The sequence below is a fragment of the Chryseobacterium sp. PCH239 genome, from assembly GCF_018924625.1.
Taxonomy (GTDB): Bacteria; Bacteroidota; Bacteroidia; order Flavobacteriales; family Weeksellaceae; genus Chryseobacterium; species Chryseobacterium cucumeris.
The window spans coordinates 1976259-1994068 of the sequence record NZ_CP073027.1 but is presented as its reverse complement, the minus strand read 5'-3'; the positions used below and the strand labels follow the sequence as shown (position 1 = coordinate 1994068).

13 protein-coding genes are annotated in these 17810 nt (G+C 37.3%); 12 read left to right on the top strand and 1 reads right to left on the bottom strand.

What is annotated here, in order from left to right; translation table 11 throughout:
• Positions 1-19: 19 nt before the first annotated feature.
• From KBP46_RS09060 to KBP46_RS09045, 4 genes are all read left to right on the top strand, one after another.
• Positions 20-523: a hypothetical protein gene (locus KBP46_RS09060; protein WP_123278202.1), complete on the top strand. Its 504-nt coding sequence runs from the start codon at positions 20-22 to the stop codon at positions 521-523.
• 35 nt (positions 524-558) lie between these two features.
• Entirely contained in the window at positions 559-1017 is a 459-nt protein-coding gene (locus tag KBP46_RS09055; RefSeq protein ID WP_123278201.1) for a hypothetical protein, read from the top strand.
• A 17-nt stretch (positions 1018-1034) separates the two neighbouring features.
• Entirely contained in the window at positions 1035-1508 is a 474-nt protein-coding gene (locus tag KBP46_RS09050; protein WP_216445175.1) for a hypothetical protein, read from the top strand.
• Between the two features lie 61 nt (positions 1509-1569).
• Positions 1570-1788: a hypothetical protein gene (locus tag KBP46_RS09045; protein WP_228432274.1), complete on the top strand. Its 219-nt coding sequence runs from the start codon at positions 1570-1572 to the stop codon at positions 1786-1788.
• 64 nt (positions 1789-1852) lie between these two features.
• Here the strand turns inward: KBP46_RS09045 and ligA are convergent, their stop codons facing one another.
• Entirely contained in the window at positions 1853-3859 is a 2007-nt protein-coding gene (ligA, locus tag KBP46_RS09040) for an NAD-dependent DNA ligase LigA (RefSeq protein ID WP_216445174.1), read from the bottom strand.
• 324 nt (positions 3860-4183) lie between these two features.
• On the opposite strand from ligA, the gene KBP46_RS09035 reads away from it, so the two are divergent.
• From KBP46_RS09035 to KBP46_RS09000, 8 genes are all read left to right on the top strand, one after another.
• Complete coding sequence (locus KBP46_RS09035) at positions 4184-7267, top strand: TonB-dependent receptor (protein ID WP_216445173.1); 3084 nt, start codon at positions 4184-4186, stop codon at positions 7265-7267.
• A 167-nt stretch (positions 7268-7434) separates the two neighbouring features.
• Positions 7435-8181 (top strand): glycerophosphodiester phosphodiesterase family protein, encoded by a 747-nt coding sequence (locus KBP46_RS09030; RefSeq protein WP_216445172.1) that lies wholly within the window; start codon positions 7435-7437, stop codon positions 8179-8181.
• Between the two features lie 486 nt (positions 8182-8667).
• Positions 8668-11631, top strand: coding sequence for a SusC/RagA family TonB-linked outer membrane protein (locus KBP46_RS09025; protein WP_216445171.1), 2964 nt, complete (start codon positions 8668-8670; stop codon positions 11629-11631).
• A gap of 9 nt (positions 11632-11640) precedes the next feature.
• A complete protein-coding gene (locus tag KBP46_RS09020; RefSeq protein WP_216445170.1) occupies positions 11641-13089 on the top strand; it encodes a SusD/RagB family nutrient-binding outer membrane lipoprotein in 1449 nt (482 codons plus the stop codon).
• 71 nt (positions 13090-13160) lie between these two features.
• Positions 13161-14723, top strand: coding sequence for a calcineurin-like phosphoesterase C-terminal domain-containing protein (locus KBP46_RS09015; RefSeq protein WP_216445471.1), 1563 nt, complete (start codon positions 13161-13163; stop codon positions 14721-14723).
• A gap of 172 nt (positions 14724-14895) precedes the next feature.
• Positions 14896-15609 carry a 3-ketoacyl-ACP reductase gene (locus KBP46_RS09010; protein ID WP_062676455.1) on the top strand — a complete coding sequence of 238 codons (714 nt, stop codon included), beginning with the start codon at positions 14896-14898 and terminating at the stop codon, positions 15607-15609.
• A gap of 448 nt (positions 15610-16057) precedes the next feature.
• The gene (prmA, locus tag KBP46_RS09005; protein WP_216445169.1) at positions 16058-16885 is read left to right on the top strand and encodes a 50S ribosomal protein L11 methyltransferase; all 828 of its coding nucleotides are present in this window, start codon (positions 16058-16060) and stop codon (positions 16883-16885) included.
• Positions 16886-16908: 23 nt separating this feature from the next.
• A complete protein-coding gene (locus tag KBP46_RS09000) occupies positions 16909-17748 on the top strand; it encodes an SH3 domain-containing protein (protein ID WP_216445168.1) in 840 nt (279 codons plus the stop codon).
• The last annotated feature ends 62 nt before the right edge of the window (positions 17749-17810 follow it).

The window sequence follows — 17810 nt, the reverse complement described above, 5'->3', positions numbered from 1 at the left end:
AATTAAATAACCTAAACCTGTGAATATTAAAACAATTGCTCTTTTTTGGGGACTAGTTATATCGAATTTTTGCTTTAGTCAGCAACAATTTCGTGAAAACTTTACTTTAAAACTTCCGGTGGATTCTGTAAGATACTATCAGCAAGAAGTTAAAAAATCTCCCTATTTTGTTGAAGAAAATACTTTGCAAATTTATCCTGGTGAACACTTATTTGTTGAAGCAGATGTTAAAGAGGGAAAACTGGAATATATGAAGGTGGTTAAAGAGAATGTAAACCCGTCAAAGACCATAGAAATAGAGTTTTCGCAGGATGTTGAAGGCAGAAAACATAAAGGAATGATGCTTCAGGTAAGTAATCCCTTTGATAAAAATCTCTTATATGATGCGACAATGTATACTGTAGAGGATCCTAAATGGGTTGAAACCTCCATTCTTCCAATAAAACCTAAGTTGATAGGCTTTGAGTTATGGAACGACGTTATTATTACCCTTGTCCTTCATGACTGGAGAGTACAAAACTGAAAATCCTATTTTTTATATTTGCGATAAAAATAACAATGGGAAAAAGTTTAGGACTCTTATTATTTTCAGCTGTACTGGGTATTCAGGTCTCTGCACAAACCTTCACAGTAGAACAGCTTAAAGGATTCAATAAACTGACAATGGAGGAGTTTAAAAAGGAAATGAAACAGCTTCAGTTCAAATTTTATGACAGAACTGAAGGCTTAAGCTTCCTTTTAACCGAATACGAAGCTCCAGACTATAGCTCGAAAATCGGAAAGTTTGAATACAAAGAAGAAAAATCAGAAGATCGGATTGAGTTTGAGTTTAAGGACGAAAAAGAATATGAGCAGTATCTTAAACTGATATTGGCTGCCGGATATAAAGAAACGGAGAAAGGAAAGATTATCACCAAAGAACTTTATATAGATTACTACAGGAATAAAGAACATATCAGGATGATATTACCTAAATCTGGACAAAATACTCCATATACTATTATTGTTTTCAAGTAATATTTAATAAGAACTCAATGCGTACTAAAGAGGTTCACTTTTACTCGAATAAGATAAAAAGTCTTATAGTATTGATTATTTCATTCATTTTTATTTTAGCTTTTTTAAATAAAAAATTAGGAAATGCAGGTCTGGGTCTTATAGTCATGTTTTATCTTGGATTTTTACTTTGTTCATTAGGAGTTGTCTATTCAATTTTGTTATTATTTCGAACAAAACCTTTATTAACAGTTACTGATAAGCAGATCATCATTTATAACCTATTGAGAAAACCAACAACAATTAATTTTGAAGATATTTCTTCATTTTATATTTCAAATACAACATTCCGGGGAATAAAAACAAGTGAGTCTATTTATATTAATATAAAGAGTAATCCAGATCCTTTTGGCAGAAAAGGGAGTGTTATAAACACAGACCTGTTGAATGTGAAAGCAAGTGCTTTAATGGAGATATTAAATAGTAGAAAAACTATTATTTGTAAGAATTAAGATTTGTCTATTAATTAATGTAATACTTAAATTTTCTAAGTTTGATCTTAAATCACATAAGATGAATACATCAGATTTAAAAATTGATTCAATTAACAGGATTACCCAATTAAAAGAAGCCAGAATTATTGAAGAAATTCAAAAGATTCTGGATTTTGAATTGGATCAGAATGAATATATTCTTACTGCTGAACAAAAGGAAAGAACTGCTGAAGCGAGAGAAGAATATAAGAACAAAGCATACCTTACGGAAGATCAATCAGGCCAATCAGGATATTGAAGAATGGCTAAAAGAAAAAAGACTGTGATAAATTCACAGTCTTTTTGTTTTAAAATGATTACTCTTACTGTTTCTCAATCAAATCCAGAAACTGTTGCTCATCCAGGATTTCAATTGTTCCGATATCCTGTGCTTTTTTCAGCTTACTTCCTGCTTTTTCACCTACTACAAGATAGTTGAGGTTTTTTGAAACTGCAGAAATATTTTTTCCGCCATGCTTTTCTACCATTTCCTCAGCAGATTCTCTGGTAAATAATGACAATTTTCCGGTGAACAGGAAAGTTTTTCCTTCCAGAACATTGGATAGAACCTCATTGGTACTTTCTCCTTTTTCAAGCTGTACTCCGTAAGATTTCAATCGTTCGATCATCAATACGTTTTCAGAATTCTGGAAGAAATCGACAATGCTTACTGCAATTTTAGCTCCGATGTCTTCTACCTGGCAGAGCTCTTCTACGGTTGCATTTTTCAATTCTTCAATCGTTGGGAAGTTTTTAACCAGTTTCTTGGCAACTGTTTCCCCCACGTGTTTGATCCCGATTCCGTATAAAACTTTTTCAAAAGGAATTTCTTTGGATTTTTCAATTCCTGTGATGATATTCTGAGCCGATTTCTCAGCCATTCTTTCGAGTGGAAGAAGTTGTTCTTTTGTTAAAACATAGAAGTCGGCAGGATTTTCAATCAGTCTTTCTCTGTACAGCTGTTCAATCGTTTCACTTCCAAGATTATCAATATTCAAAGCTTTTCTGGAAACATAGTGGATCATTCTTCCTACAACCTGTGGCGGGCAGTGAAGCTCGTTCGGACAGAAATGGATGGCCTGATCCTCAATTTTTACCAGCTCGGTACCACATTCAGGACAATGTTTGATATATTCAATTTCTTTGCTTTCTTCAGTTCTTTTATCTGTGTTTACGCCTACGATTTTCGGAATAATTTCACCTCCTTTTTCTACATACACGAAATCATGTTCATGAAGATCCAGCTTTTTGATGATATCTTCATTGTGCAGAGAAGCTCTTTTCACAATGGTTCCGGCCAGTAAAACAGGTTTAAGATTAGCAACAGGAGTAATAGCTCCGGTTCTTCCCACCTGATAAGAAACGCTTTGAAGTTCTGTTTCTACTTTTTCCGCTTTAAATTTATAAGCCATAGCCCAACGCGGAGATTTGGCCGTATAGCCAAGTTGTCTCTGCTGCTGTAGTGAATTCACTTTTAAAACAATACCATCAATTTCAAAAGGAAGATTATGACGTTCTGTGTCCCAGAAAGTAATAAATTCCTGTACCTCAGCCATTGTTTTACATAATTTGGCCTGCTGGGAGGTTTTGAAGCCCCAGCTCTGAGCTTTCTGAAGCAGTTCCCAATGGGTTTCCGCAGGAACTTCATCAGAAATAAACTGGTATAATACGGAAGAAAGTCCACGCTTTCTTACCTCAGCGCTGTCCTGCATTTTCAAACTTCCGCTGGCAGTATTTCTTGGATTCATGAAAGGATCAAGCCCTTCTTCCTCACGAAGTTTATTGATTTTGTCAAAGTTTTTTCTGGTCAGATAAATTTCACCACGCATAAAAAAATGAGCAGGGAAATCACCTTTTAAAGTCAGAGGAATATCTGAAATGGTACGTACATTCGGGGTAATCTCATCACCCTGGAAACCGTCACCACGGGTCACAGCCTGTGAAAGCTTACCGTTTTCATAAAGAATAGAAATGGAAGCACCGTCGTATTTCAGCTCAGCAACGAATTCTACCGGATCGTCAATCGTTTTGATGATTCTCTTTTCCCAGTCTTCAAGATCGTCAAAATCATAGGAATTGTCCAGAGAATACATCCTGAACTTATGCTGAATCGTAGGGAAAACTTTGGTAACACCGCCACCTACACGAACGGTAGGAGAATTTTCATCATAGAATTCGGGATACCTGGCTTCCAGATCCTGTAGCTCCTCCAGAAGCATATCAAATTCATAATCTGTAATGGTGGGAGTATCCAGTTGGTAGTAATTTTCGTTATGCTGGTGAAGTTCCTTACGAAGCTGTTCTATCTTTTGTTGAATGTTTTCAGACATTGCTTTTCTATCTTTTGAGCAAAAATAACTAAAGTAATTGCATTTAAAAAATAACAGAATAAAATAGTATAGGAAAATTAAAAATGCTTAATATGTCTTAACCTACTGGTTTTACAGAAAATAAAACACGTGTTTAAAGTAATTTAACATAAAGTTCTGATTTAATTAAAAGAATGTTAAAACTTTCTTAAACACCCCGCTCTTAAAGTCAAAATACCTTTGCACATCTGATTGAAAGAAACCTCATAATGATCTATCATCGTGAAAATCAAAGAGGTTTCCGGGCTAACATGAAAAAATTAATAATATAGATCTTCGGAAGAAATGAAAAAAGTAAAGATTGTACTGGGATTATTGTTTTTAGGGCTTGGGACAATGGCTTATGCACAGACCACGCAGGCTTCTATTACAGGGAAAGTTACCGGACCGGGAAGTACGGCTCAGGAAAAAGTGAAAGTGACGATCGTGAACGAGTCCACAGGATTCAGAACGGAAACGGAAACCAACTCAAAAGGAGAATATATTTTTAAAGAAATTCCTCTTGGTGGGCCTTACACGGTTATTGTCAATGATGATAAAAAAGAAGGTTATAATGTCAACTTCGGAGATCAGGTGACCGTGAATATGGATCTGGGGAACGAAAAGACTATTGAGGAAGTAAAAATTACAGGAAACCTTAAAAACAAGATCGGAAACCTGGGAGCAGCTACTGCAATTTCTGCGAAAAACATCAGCATGCTTCCGGTGAACGGACGAAACTTCACCAATCTTACGGAACTATCTCCGTTAAGCGGAAAAGGAGGAAACCTTTCCGGCCAGCTTGGATCTTCTACCAACTTTACGATTGACGGGATGACCGCAAAAAATCCTACTTCTGCAGGATCAACAACGAGCCGAAGCGGTGCACCATTTTCCATCTCCATTGAAGCGGTCCGTGAATTCAAAATCACTACCAACCAATATGATGTTACATTGGGAAGAAGTGGAGGAGGAACAGTAAGTGCTGTTACCAAATCAGGAACCAATAAATTTTCCGGAAGTGCCTGGGAATATTTAAGAACAAACTGGCTTTCCAGTCCATATGACATCAGAGGAAACAAAAGAAATAATGACTTCTCTACTTCGCAGTTCGGATTTTCATTGGGAGGTCCGATCATTAAAAATAAATTGCATTTCTTCGTAGCATGGGATCATCAGCTGGATTCAAGACCTTTAGTGATTGCTGATATCAAATCTCCGGATGATGAGAAGAGATTCAACACAACTACGCAGACGCTTAATCAGTTCCTGGATATTGCAAGAGCAAAATATGGAGTAGGAAGCAGCCCCCAGTTCGGAACTTTTGATAAAGTGAGAAACTCTGATGCCGGTTTCTTACGTCTAGACTGGCAGATTAATGAAAAGCATTTATTAACGCTTAGAAATAACTTTACTTACGATCTTAACAAAAACGGATTAGGTGACAATACCAATATCAACTTTTTTGAGTCGTACGGAAATGATAAGAACCTTGATAACAGTTTATTATTGACCTTAAGATCAAATCTGAGACCTAACTTAACCAACGAATTAAAGGCGCAGTATCTCTATACTTTCCAGGACAGTTACCAGAACAATCAATTAGGAAAACCTGTACCGAGAGCTATTGTTGAAGGAGTATCTTCCAGCGCGGGATCTACGAATATTCAGATCGGAGGACACCGCTTTGCTCAGGAAAGCTTCAGAAATAATGTGTTCCAGATTGTAGATAATTTATATTACAATACAGATAAGGTAAAATATACGTTTGGGGCAGACCTTATGTATACAACAGCAAAATCGGTATACGGAAGTGAGGTGAACGGAAGGTTCCATTTCCAGGGAATGAGCAATTTTGAGACCATGACACCTTACAGATTCTATAGAGAAGTTCCTTTGGTGGCCGATCCGTCTGTCAGATCAAATATCTGGAACATCGGTCTCTATGGGCAATTCCAGACCAAAGTAGCTAAAGGACTTGATTTAATGGCTGGTTTGAGATTAGATTATGGTGGTTACCCGAAAGCAGAATTCAACCAGAAACTGTTTGATGAAATGGGAATCAGAACGGATAACCAGATCAAATCATTTGTCATCCAGCCAAGATTCCAGTTTGACTGGAACATCAATGAAGGAAATAAAGACTTCCTGAAGTTCGGTGCCGGAATTTTCTCTTCCGATATCAACAATTATATGATCATCAATAACCTTGTATTTGATGGAAAACATCTGGCTACTGTGGATGTAACGGGTAAAGATGTTCCGTTCCCGGATTTCAACAGCTATAGAGATGATTATAATACGGTTCCGTCACTTTCCCAGAAGCAGATTCCGACGATCAACTATACCGGTAAGGATGCAAAAATCCCGATCGTTTATAAAGCCAATATTTCTTATACCCACTTCTTCAATGAAAGGTTCAGAGCAGGAATTGCAGGATATATGGCTTTAGGTAGAAACAATTACTATTATTACGACAGAAACATGGTGGCCAATCCTTTCTTTACACTGGCTAACGAAGGTGGAAGGGGAGTATTTATTCCTACAGGAGCTATTACCAATAATGCCAATAACAGTGTAAGTTTCGACTGGAAACAGGGAAGAATCAATAATAATTTCGGAAGAGTACTGGAATTGGTGAGCGATGGTAAAGTAAACCAGTTCTCATTCGTAATCGATACAAGTTACCGCTACTGGAAAGATGGAGAAATCACCGCAAGTTATACATGGTCTGATATCAAAGACAATACTTCATACAACGGAAACGTAGCCAACTCTGCAACATTGTCTACCATGATTCAGAGTGATCCTAGAGATTTGAGAATGACCTATTCTGACAACCAGTTCAGAAACAAAGTCGTGATCTATGGAAACTCTCCTACCATTGCAGGATTTACATTGGGGATCAGGTATTCAGGAATCGGAGGAACGCGTTTCTCAGCAACCACAGGAGGAAACATCAACGGCGACTTCGTAGATTCCAACGATCTTGCTTTTATCTTCCCTAATCTTACCAAATCCATACTGGATGATCCGCAGGTAGGGCAGGCCCTGAAAGATTATATCACTGAATACAACGGAAAAATTGCAGAACGTAATGGTGGAAAAAATGGTTTCTATGGCGTGTGGGATGTACGTGTAGCTAAGAAAATAAAATTTGATAAAGTGGGAGCTTTTGAACTTTCTGTTGATATTTTCAACGTAGCCAACCTTCTTAACAAAGAATGGGGGGTAAACAAATCATACTCAAATACTTCTTTGTATAAGGTAACCAAGTTCAATAAAGATACGATGCAGTACGAATACACCAAAAACGTAAGTGGAGGCGGTTTGGTTCCTCTGACAGGAAATCCTTACCAGATCCAGATCGGTGCGAAATACAGTTTCTAACTTTTACCTTTTTTAACCACTGAAGACATAAAAGAAATTGAGCAGGCTATGGTAAATCTCACCTAGCTTTAATCAGTAAATCTTTTATGTCTTTTGGTTTTTATTTTGTAATAACTACCTTTATCAGGAAGTTTCACGACTTTATTTTAATAATTTAAAATTATATTATGAAAAATTTTATCTTAGGGTTAGCAGTTTTAAGTACAGTTATGATGAAAGCACAAACCCAGATTATTGCCCATAGAGGATATTTCCAGGCTCAGCCTCCAACAACAGAGAATTCAATTCAATCATTGGAAAATGCCCAGAAATTAAAAATATATGGGGCGGAATTTGATGTAAGAATGACAAAAGATGGTGTATTGGTGATCAATCATGATGAACACCATGGTAAAATGGAAATTTCAGAAACTCCTTTCAAAGAACTGGAAGCATTGAAATTATCCAACGGAGAAAAATTCCCGACCTTAAAAGACTATTTAAAGCAGGGGAAAAAAGATAAATCTCTGAAGTTAATTGTTGAAATCAAACCAGCTAAGACTCCGGAAATTGAAAATGAGATCACGCAGAAAACGATCAAAATGATTAAAGATATGAAGCTGGAATCTCAAAGTGAGTTTATTTCTTTCAGCCTTAATATCTGTAAAGAGATCAAAAAACTGGCTCCGTCTTTTAAAGTACAATATCTGAACGGTGAACTGTCACCTGAGCAGATCAAAAAAGAAGGATTGGATGGTATGGATTACCACTACAGCGTCTTCCAGAAAAACCCAACATGGATTGCTGATGCAAAAGCATTAGGGTTAATTACCAATTCATGGACCGTAAATGACATTGCTGTTTACGAAGAATTGAAAAAACAAGGAATAGGATTCGTAACAACCAATATTCCTGATCAATTGAAGAATAAATAGATTTAACATCTTCAGAAATATAACAACTGAAGGACAAAATATTTCCCTCCTCCGGAGGGGTGGCGAAAATTCAAAGAATTTTTGACGGGGTGGTCAAACGAAATTTTTAACCATCTCTACAAATAACCAATAATTTATACAGTCTGCCCATTATCAAGAGGCAGACTGTTTCTTTTTAGCAGCTAAGCCCTTTCTTTTAATAATAAACGATATAAACAGGTGGTTGGATTTGTTTTAATAAGTTTCAAATCAGGTTTTTATGTATTTCGCGTATTATTATCTCAAAGCAAGACAATAAAGATACATAAATACAGCCTTACCACCGTATTAAAAATACTTAATTGTCTAAGTGTTTACTATTGAGGTGTTTACTCAATATTGTTAAGGCTCGATTAATATTTGGTTTAATAAATTTTTAAGAAACGTTAAAATTGTGTTAAGACGTTCCTTGTAATGTCGTTCTAATTTTGCGCAAACAAAAAGGAAATGCGTAAAGAGACACAAAAACTGTTGGTTTTGTCGCTGTTAGGATTGGTCAGCGTTAATCTGGCAGCTCAGCAGAAAGCTAAAAAAGATACCATTAAAGGACTTGATGAAGTAGTAGTGACTGCTTTGGGAATCAAGAGGCATGACAGAGCCTTAGGGTATGTTGCTGAGAAAGTAGATGCCAAAACATTTGAAGAAACCCAGAATAATAACTGGGCACAGTCGATGGAAGGAAAAGTCGCTGGTCTTAAAATCCAGACGGCCGGAGCAGGGCCGTTGGGAACTTCCAGAATTACTTTGAGAGGGGAAAAATCCATTATGATGGATCACAACTACGCTCTTATTGTAGTGGATGGAGTGCCATTGGGGAATTCTACCACAGGTTCCGGTACGGCTGCGTATGGAGCAGGTTCCGGAGGTGACGTTCCCATCGATCTTGGGAATGGATTGAACAGCATCAACCCGGATGATATTGAATCCGTAACGGTATTGAAAGGAGCTTCTGCAGCCGCATTATACGGATCACGCGCTGCCAACGGAGCTTTAATGATCACCACAAAATCCGGAAAAACTAAAAACGGAAAACTGAGGGTTACTTTTAACTCTTCCTCAAGCTTTGATTCTGTATTGAAATGGCCGGACTGGCAATACGAATACGGGCAGGGAACACTGGCAACCAATACAGCAGGAAACTTCTACTATTCTTATGGCCTTTCTCCGGATGGACCAAATACCGGAGGAACCAGTAGTGCTTTTGGTCCTAAATTCGCCGGACAGTATTATTTCCAATACGATCCTAACGTAATGGGGCAGAGCAAGGAAAGACAATTGTGGAGACCTTATGAAAATAACATTAAAGGTTTCTGGAGAACAGGTTCTACCTACTCGAACAGTATTTCCGTAGAAAGCTCCAACGAGAAAACCAGCTTCAGATCTTCACTTACTTACCTTAATAATGAGTGGATGATGCCAAATACAGGCTTCGACAGGTTCAATTTTGCTTTGTCATTTGCCCATCAGCTTACCCAAAAATTAAAAATATCAACAAAATTTGCCTATAACACTACTACCAGTGATAATCTTCCTGCAACAGGATACAACAACCAGTCGATTTCCTATTTCATGATCTTCCAGAATCCCAATGTAGATCTGGAGTGGTATAAGCCTATCTGGAAGCCTGGGCAGGAGCAGGTTGACCAAATCCATCCGTTCAGCTCCTATATTGACAATCCATATATGATTGCTTATGAAATGCTGAATGGAGTTAGAAAGAAGACTATTACAGGAAATATCACAGCGGATTATCAGTTTAATAAGAATTTCAGTGTAATGCTGAGGTCAGGAATTGAAATCCTGAATGAAAAAAGAACGACCAAAAGACCCTGGAGCTCTGCCAATTACCTGAAAGGTTTCTACAGAGAACAGTTTATCAAAAACCAGGAATATAATAACGACCTTTTGTTCTCATATAAAGCCGATTGGAATAAATTCAGTATTTCAGCATCAGCAGGGGGAAGCATTCGTTATAATGAATACCTGCTTAATGATTATCAGGCCATCGGACTGAAAACAGCAGGAGAATACAGCCTTACCAACGCACTTTCTATTCCGGTTAAATATCCGGCACCCAGAGATAAACATGTAGACAGTGTGTACGGATTGCTTACTCTGGGATATGACAATAAAATATTTGTGGATATTACCGGAAGAAACGACTGGAGCTCTACGCTTCCGAAGCAAAACAGATCATTCTTTTATCCTTCGGTGAGTACCAGTTTCATTTTATCAGATATTTTTAATCTGAAAAGCAATAATCTGAACCTATGGAAACTGAGAGCTTCATGGGCAAAAGTAGGGATAGACAGTGATCCTTATCTTTTGGATAACTATTATACAGCAAGTAATATTACAGGGAGTGTAGTGGCGCCTACCACTTTTAATAATCCATCTCTTAAACCTGAAAAAAATACCAATATTGAAGCCGGTATGGATTTCAGCCTTTTCAAAAACAGATTGAACCTTAATCTTACTGCCTACCAGAATTTCAGTGAAAACCAGATTATTCCGGTATCGATGCCTACAGAAAGCGGATATTCCAAAAGGATCATCAATGCCGGAAAAATCCGAAACAGAGGCCTTGAACTTTCAGCGGATATCTTAGCCATAAAAGGTAAAGACTTCTCATGGAAAGTTGGTGGAAACTGGTCTACCAACGAAAACAGAGTGATGACCTTACCTGAAGGCTTTGACGGTATTGTTTCCAACGTAGGAGATGTAGTATTCTATAAAATGGAAGTAGGAGGTTCATTGGGCGATATGTATGGCTTTAAACTACTAAGGACTCCGGATGGAAAAGTAATTTATGGCGATAACGGACTTCCTGCAAGACCTGCAGATATTGAAAAAGTAGGAAATGCGTTCCCGAAATGGAGAGCCGGTCTTCAGAATGATTTCCGAATCAAGAACTTTACGATCAGTTTCTCATTTGACGGTCAGTACGGTGGTATTGCTTATTCTCAGTCACATCATAAAATGTCTGAACAGGGTAAGCTGAAATCTACCCTTCCGGGAAGAGATAATCCTGGCGGAATGATTGTAGGAGACGGTGTTGTCCAAAATCCTGACGGATCGTTCAGTACGAATACAAAAGGAGTACTGGTATCTTCTTATTACGGAGATTATTATAGAAGGGCCAATGTGGAAACCAACAGCTTCAGCACAGACTTTATTAAGCTGAGAGACGCAAGAATTGCCTATTCATTCCCGAAAGAAACCATACAATCAATAGGTCTGGATGATCTTACCATTGCCATTTTCGGAAAGAACCTGTGGATGTGGACCAAATTTCCAATGTTTGACCCCGAAGTGGCTACGTTGGATAATGCAACCATTACTCCCGGAGTGGAAATGGGACAACTCCCGGCAGCAAGAACAGTTGGTTTTCAGTTAAATCTTAAATTCTAAATTTTAAAAATGAAAAAAATAATTATAAATCTGACATTGGCAGTTTCGGTTTTCATGCTTCAATCCTGTGACAGAACTTTCGAGGAGTTCAATACAGACACCAGCAGGATTAAAGACCCTTCCGTTGGAAGCCTTCTTGCTCCCATTCAGTATGAAATGGCGAGTTACGGCTATAACAGAGCAGATGATTTCACTTTTGATATGATGCAGATTGCTTTAGACTTTCCCAATGAAGGAAATTCCTACAGCAGATATTATATGGATGAAAAAAGTGGTAACGGATACTGGAATACTTCTTACAGATGGCTTAAGCAGGTAAATGATCTCAGAAAATATGCAGACAAAGAACAGAATAATAATTACCTTGCTATTTCAATGGTCCTGAATGCATGGATTGCCTCCAACCTTACTGATGCTTTCGGAGATATACCTTTATCTGAAGCGCTTAAAGTTGAAGAAAATATTTTAAGACCAAAATATGATAAGCAGAAAGAGATCTACATTCAGCTGTTAAATGATCTGAAAACAGCCAACTCGTTATTCAATACCAATCAGGTATTAACGGAAACCGATCTGTTTTATAATGCCAATACCAACAGCCAGACCGGAATTTTAGGATGGAAAAAATTCTGTAATTCTCTTTCATTAAGATTATTAACCAGAATTCTAAGCCGAAACGGAGAAGTAAATGTCTATGAAAGAATTCAGGAAATTATCAATAATCCGGCTCAATATCCCATTTTTCAGAATAATACAGACAGTGCAGTGCTGCCGCTTTCCGGAATATCTCCCTACCTGCCGCCAATAGCCCGCCCACAGGATTTTACCGCTTCCAGGGCTGCAGGTGAATTCTTTGTGAATGCCATGAAAGATAATAATGACCCAAGACTGAGCCTATTTTTCACAAAAGCGAAAGCAGGAACAGGAGAAGATCTTGGTTATAAAGGAGCTCCTTCAGGATACGCTTTGGGAACATCTTTCAACTATCAGCCTTCCAACCTTAATCAGAATCTGGCGAAAGCACCTTTAAAGATTTTAATCATGACTTATTCTGAAGTTCAGTTTATCCTTGCAGAATTAGTCAATAAAGGAATCATCGCGGGAAACCAGCAAACCTATTACGAAACCGGGGTGAAATCTATAATCGAACAATGGGGAGCAACAGTTCCTGCCAATTACTTCAGTAATCCTAAAGTGGCGTATGACGGCTCTCTGGAAAAAATTATGCTTCAGAAATACATATCCCTGTTTTTTATTGACCATCAGCAATGGTATGAATACAGACGTACAAAACTTCCTGTACTCCCTAATAACGGAGGGCTTCAGAACGGAGGGCAAATGCCTGTGAGATTCATGTATCCTACGGCTACAAAAGTGATGAATACAGATAATTATAACGCAGCCGTACAATCGATGGGAGGAGACAATATCAACGTGAAAATGTGGTGGAATAAATAAAAGTGTCAATTGAAAGATTAAAAAATAATTTAAAGATTTAAAAAATTATGACTATCAATATAAAATATATCATGCCTTGTATGCTGGTTTCAGCAATGGCGCTCGCACAGACTTCTGTCTCAGGATATGTATTCGAAGACCTCAACAAAAATCAAAAGAAAGAAAACCGTGAAAAAGGAATTGAAGGCGTAGCTGTCTCTAATGGAGTGCAGGTAGTTCTTACGGATAAAAACGGTAGATACAGTCTTCCGGTTCAGGAAGATCAGAGTATTTTTGTGATCAAGCCTTCAGGGTATCAGACTGCTTTAAATGCAAACAATCTTCCACAGTTCTATTATCATCATAAACCTAATGGATCTCCTGCAGATTTTAAATACAAAGGAGTAGCTCCCACAGGAGACCTTCCCAAAGAACTGAACTTCCCGCTTTATAAGCAAAACGAAAACAAAAATTTTGACATCCTTGTTTTCGGTGATCCTCAGCCTTACACAGAAAAAGAACTGGATTACTTCAAAAGAGGAATCGTAAACGAAGTAAAGAATACAAAGAAAAATGCAGTATTGGGTATCAGTCTGGGAGATCTGGTAGGAGACAACCTAAGTCTTCAGAAACCTTACGCAGATGTGATGAAAGAAGTCGGACTACCCTGGTATAATGTGATGGGAAATCATGACATGAACTATGATGCAAAGGAAGACAGGCTTTCCGATGAAACATTTGAATCTAATTTTGGTCCTGCCAATTACTCCTTCAACTACGGTAATGTACACTTCATCATTTTAGATGATATTCTTTATCCGGACCCGAGAGACGGCAAAGGGTATTGGGGCGGATTCCGTGATGACCAGCTTCAGTTTATCGAAAATGATCTGAAACTGGTTGATAAAAATAAACTGATCGTCATTTCTTTCCATATTCCATTGGAACATAATAATGAAGACAACTTCAGAAATGCGGACCGTCAGAAATTATTTGATTTTCTGAATCCTTTCCAGAATGTATTGCTTTTGTCAGCACATACTCACATCCAGCAACAGATTTTCTATGGCAAAAAAGCAGGCTGGAACGGAATCAAAGAATTACACGAATATAACGTAGGAACTACTTGTGGCGACTGGTATTCAGGAACACCGGATGAAGCCGGACTTCCTACCTCAACCATGAGAGATGGGACTGCAAAAGGTTACTCTTTCATCAGTTTTACAGACAATCAGTATAAAGTTAAGTACAGAACAGCCGGGAAACCGGAAGACTATCAGATCAAATTATATGTTCCGAAAGTGATTTCTTCCTCAAGAACCTCTGCCAAAGTACTGGCTAACTTCTTCATGGGAAGCAAAAAAGACAAGGTAGAATACAGAATAGACGGTGGAAAATGGGAAGAAATGAAGTACGATGAAACCATCGACCCGAATTTTGCTCTTTCTGTTTTCAAATGGGATTCTACAGAGAAAATTCTTCCGGGCAGAAGACCTTCAAACCCTGAAATGTCAAAACATATCTGGGAAGCGGATTTTCCTAAGAAATTATCATTAGGAAAACACAAGGTTGAGGTGAAAGCTGTAGACATGTATGGAAATGAATTCTCAGCTTCAGAAGAATTTGAAGTTCAGAACGCCATCCAGATTCCTTAAGCTTTTTATTTTTTTACTATACCTTTTTTTAGATTTGAAACCGGTTCTTATGAGCCGGTTTTAATTTTTATCGAGTTTTACGATAAACAATTAAAAAACTATTAAATCCATGTTTTCGCTGTTTCGTAAAAATGTTCTTTCGTAACTTTGTATCAAGAAAAGTATCATTACTATGAATATAAACGGAAAAAATGCCATTGTAACAGGTGGTGGAAGAGGACTGGGGAAAGCTGTAGCGTTAGCTTTAGCCAATGAAGGAGTAAACGTTGCCATTACAGGAAGAAACGAAGAGAACCTTAAAATGACGGTTGAAGAAATCAAAAAATTAGGAGTACACTCAGCCTACGCAGTATTTTCTGTAGACAATGAAATTCAGGTAAAAGCTGGAATAGAATCTTTAGCAGAACAATTGGGAGGAATTGATATTCTGATCAATAATGCAGGAATCGGAGACTTTGGTTCTATCGAAGAAATGCCTTCTGAAACTTGGGAGCAGGTTATTAAAACCAATCTTTTCGGAGTATACTATGCAGCCAAAGCAGCTTATCCCTTCATGAAAGCAAAAGGAGAAGGTGATATAGTCAACGTAGCCTCTACTGCAGGTCTGAAAGGAGGTCCTAATATGTCTGCATACGCCGCTTCAAAAGCAGCAGTAGTATCTCTTTCTCAATCTATGATGGCAGAATGGAGAAAACAAAATATCCGTGTCATTACGCTGACTCCAAGTACTATTGCTTCTGATATGAGCATCCAGGGCGGTCTTACAGATGGAAATCCTGATAAAGTATTACAGCCGGAAGATTTTGCAGAATGGGTAAGAGATATCCTGAAAATGAACAGAAGAGCGCTGATTGCAAACGGTTCTATATTCTCTACAAATCCTTAATAAGGTTTTAAAATTTAAAGTTCAAGGTTGAGAGTTTAATGTTTAAAGCTTTCGGCAAAGGACATTTTAATCTAACTTGAATGATAAAATTCAATAGGAGCGGGCTTTAGCCCGCTTTATTTTGTATGTTTCTTAGGCTTTAGCCCAAACTTACAATCTTTCGCATTTTAAAAAATCTACATAGCCTTTAGGATAGAAAAAATAAGTTTCGGCTGAAGCCAATGGAAATTTGTCATGATTTTGAAGACGGGCTAAAACCCGCCTCTATTGAAAATACGATGCAATCATCCGTGTCATCCGTATAATTTGTGGGAGAAAAAATTAACAAATAAACTTTTTTACCACATCCACAATTTAAAAAAACATAAAACTCCCCGGTTTCAGCCAAAATTAACTCCATCATTTTTTTTACCGTAATAACATTAGTATTTTTGCAGAAATTATTCACATGCAAAATTATTTAGAATTCAATTTCAAGATTTCTCCATTGCAACCTTGGAACGAGATATTAATGGCAGAGCTTATAGAAATAGGTTTTGACAGCTTTACAGAAGAAATTGACGGAATTTTAGGATATATTCAGACAGATTTGTTTCACGAAGATCAGTTGAAAGGACTTCCAATTTTCGAAAACGAAAATGTAAAAATCGAATATTCTTTCGAAGAAATGCCGAACATCAACTGGAATGAAGAATGGGAAAAGAATTTTTCTCCTATCAATATCGATGATAAAGTATTGATCAGGGCAGAATTCCATGAATCTGTACCGGGAATGCATGAAATTATCATTCAACCTAAAATGTCTTTCGGAACAGGTCATCACCCTACAACCCATTTAATGATCCAGCAAATGATGGATATTGATTTCAGTGGTAAAAAAGTATTGGATATGGGATGCGGAACTTCTGTATTAGCTATTTATGCAAAACAGCAGGGTGCAGGAGATACCAAAGCTATCGATATTGATGAATGGTCAGTAGAAAATTCAAAAGAAAATGCAGTAAGAAATAATGTAGAACTGGATATTGAACAGGGAACTGCAGAAAACTTAGGGAAAGAGAATTACGATATCATTTTAGCCAATATCAACAGAAATATCCTGATTTCAGATATCCCAACCTATGTTTCAGTATTGAATGACGGTGGAAAATTATTACTTTCAGGCCTTTGCTTCTTTGATGTAGATGATATTCTGGAAGTATGCAAAGAAAGTGGTCTGGAGCTTAAAAAGAAATTACAGCGTGAAGAGTGGGTAAGCCTTCTGCTTGAAAAATAACACACCAAAAACAAAATACGAATATGAAAACTTTATGGACAGCTTTATTTTTACTGATGCTGCAGTTTTTTACAGCACAGGAAAATGAAGTGTATGCAGATGGTATCTTTAGCTTTGAAGAAAATAAAACTCAAAAAATCTTTACAGATTGGACGCGTGTGAGATTAGATCCCGGAGTGAATGCTCAGATTGTAGATTCATTGCAGGTGAACCAACAGGTAATGATTCTTAAAAAAGAAAATGCAGTCCTGAAACTGGGAGAAAGAAATGCTAACTGGTATAAAATCTCTTATCAGAAAGGAGAGAATACATTGGAAGGATATATCTGGGGTGGCAATCTTTGTGTAGGCTACCGTAATAAGAATGGGTATGACTTCCTCTTTGGGCTTTCCAAAACAATTGACCGGAAGAATAAAGAAATCAATGAGATTGAAAAGCAGAATATTGCAGGAATAAAAGTACTGGAAGGAAATACACTTATTGATGAGGTGTATTTTGATACCGGAAGAGGGGAGGAGTTGAGTTCAGCAGCATTCAATATAGAAAGCAATCATAAACTGGAAAATGTTGAATTCACCTTAAAAGCAATGGTTTCGGGAGAAGCTTGTGGAATAGCAAGTTATGATCAGTATGTTCTTTTTAAAGGTAAAAAGTTAATTGCTCTTCCGCAATTGACAAACGTAGGGGATGCCGGTGTTTTTTATCATAGTGAAGAATTTATTTTTCCCAATGATAAAGGAGGAGTTCCCAATGCATTTATCTTAAAAGTGGAAGATATGGAAGTAGATGAAAGAGATAGAGAGAAGAAAAAACATTCTTTCAGAACTTACCTTTGGAATGGAAATACTTACAAACTGAAATAAAATCAGTATTGACGAAAATTAAAAATCCCTCACTTAAGAATGAGGGATTTTATATATAGTGT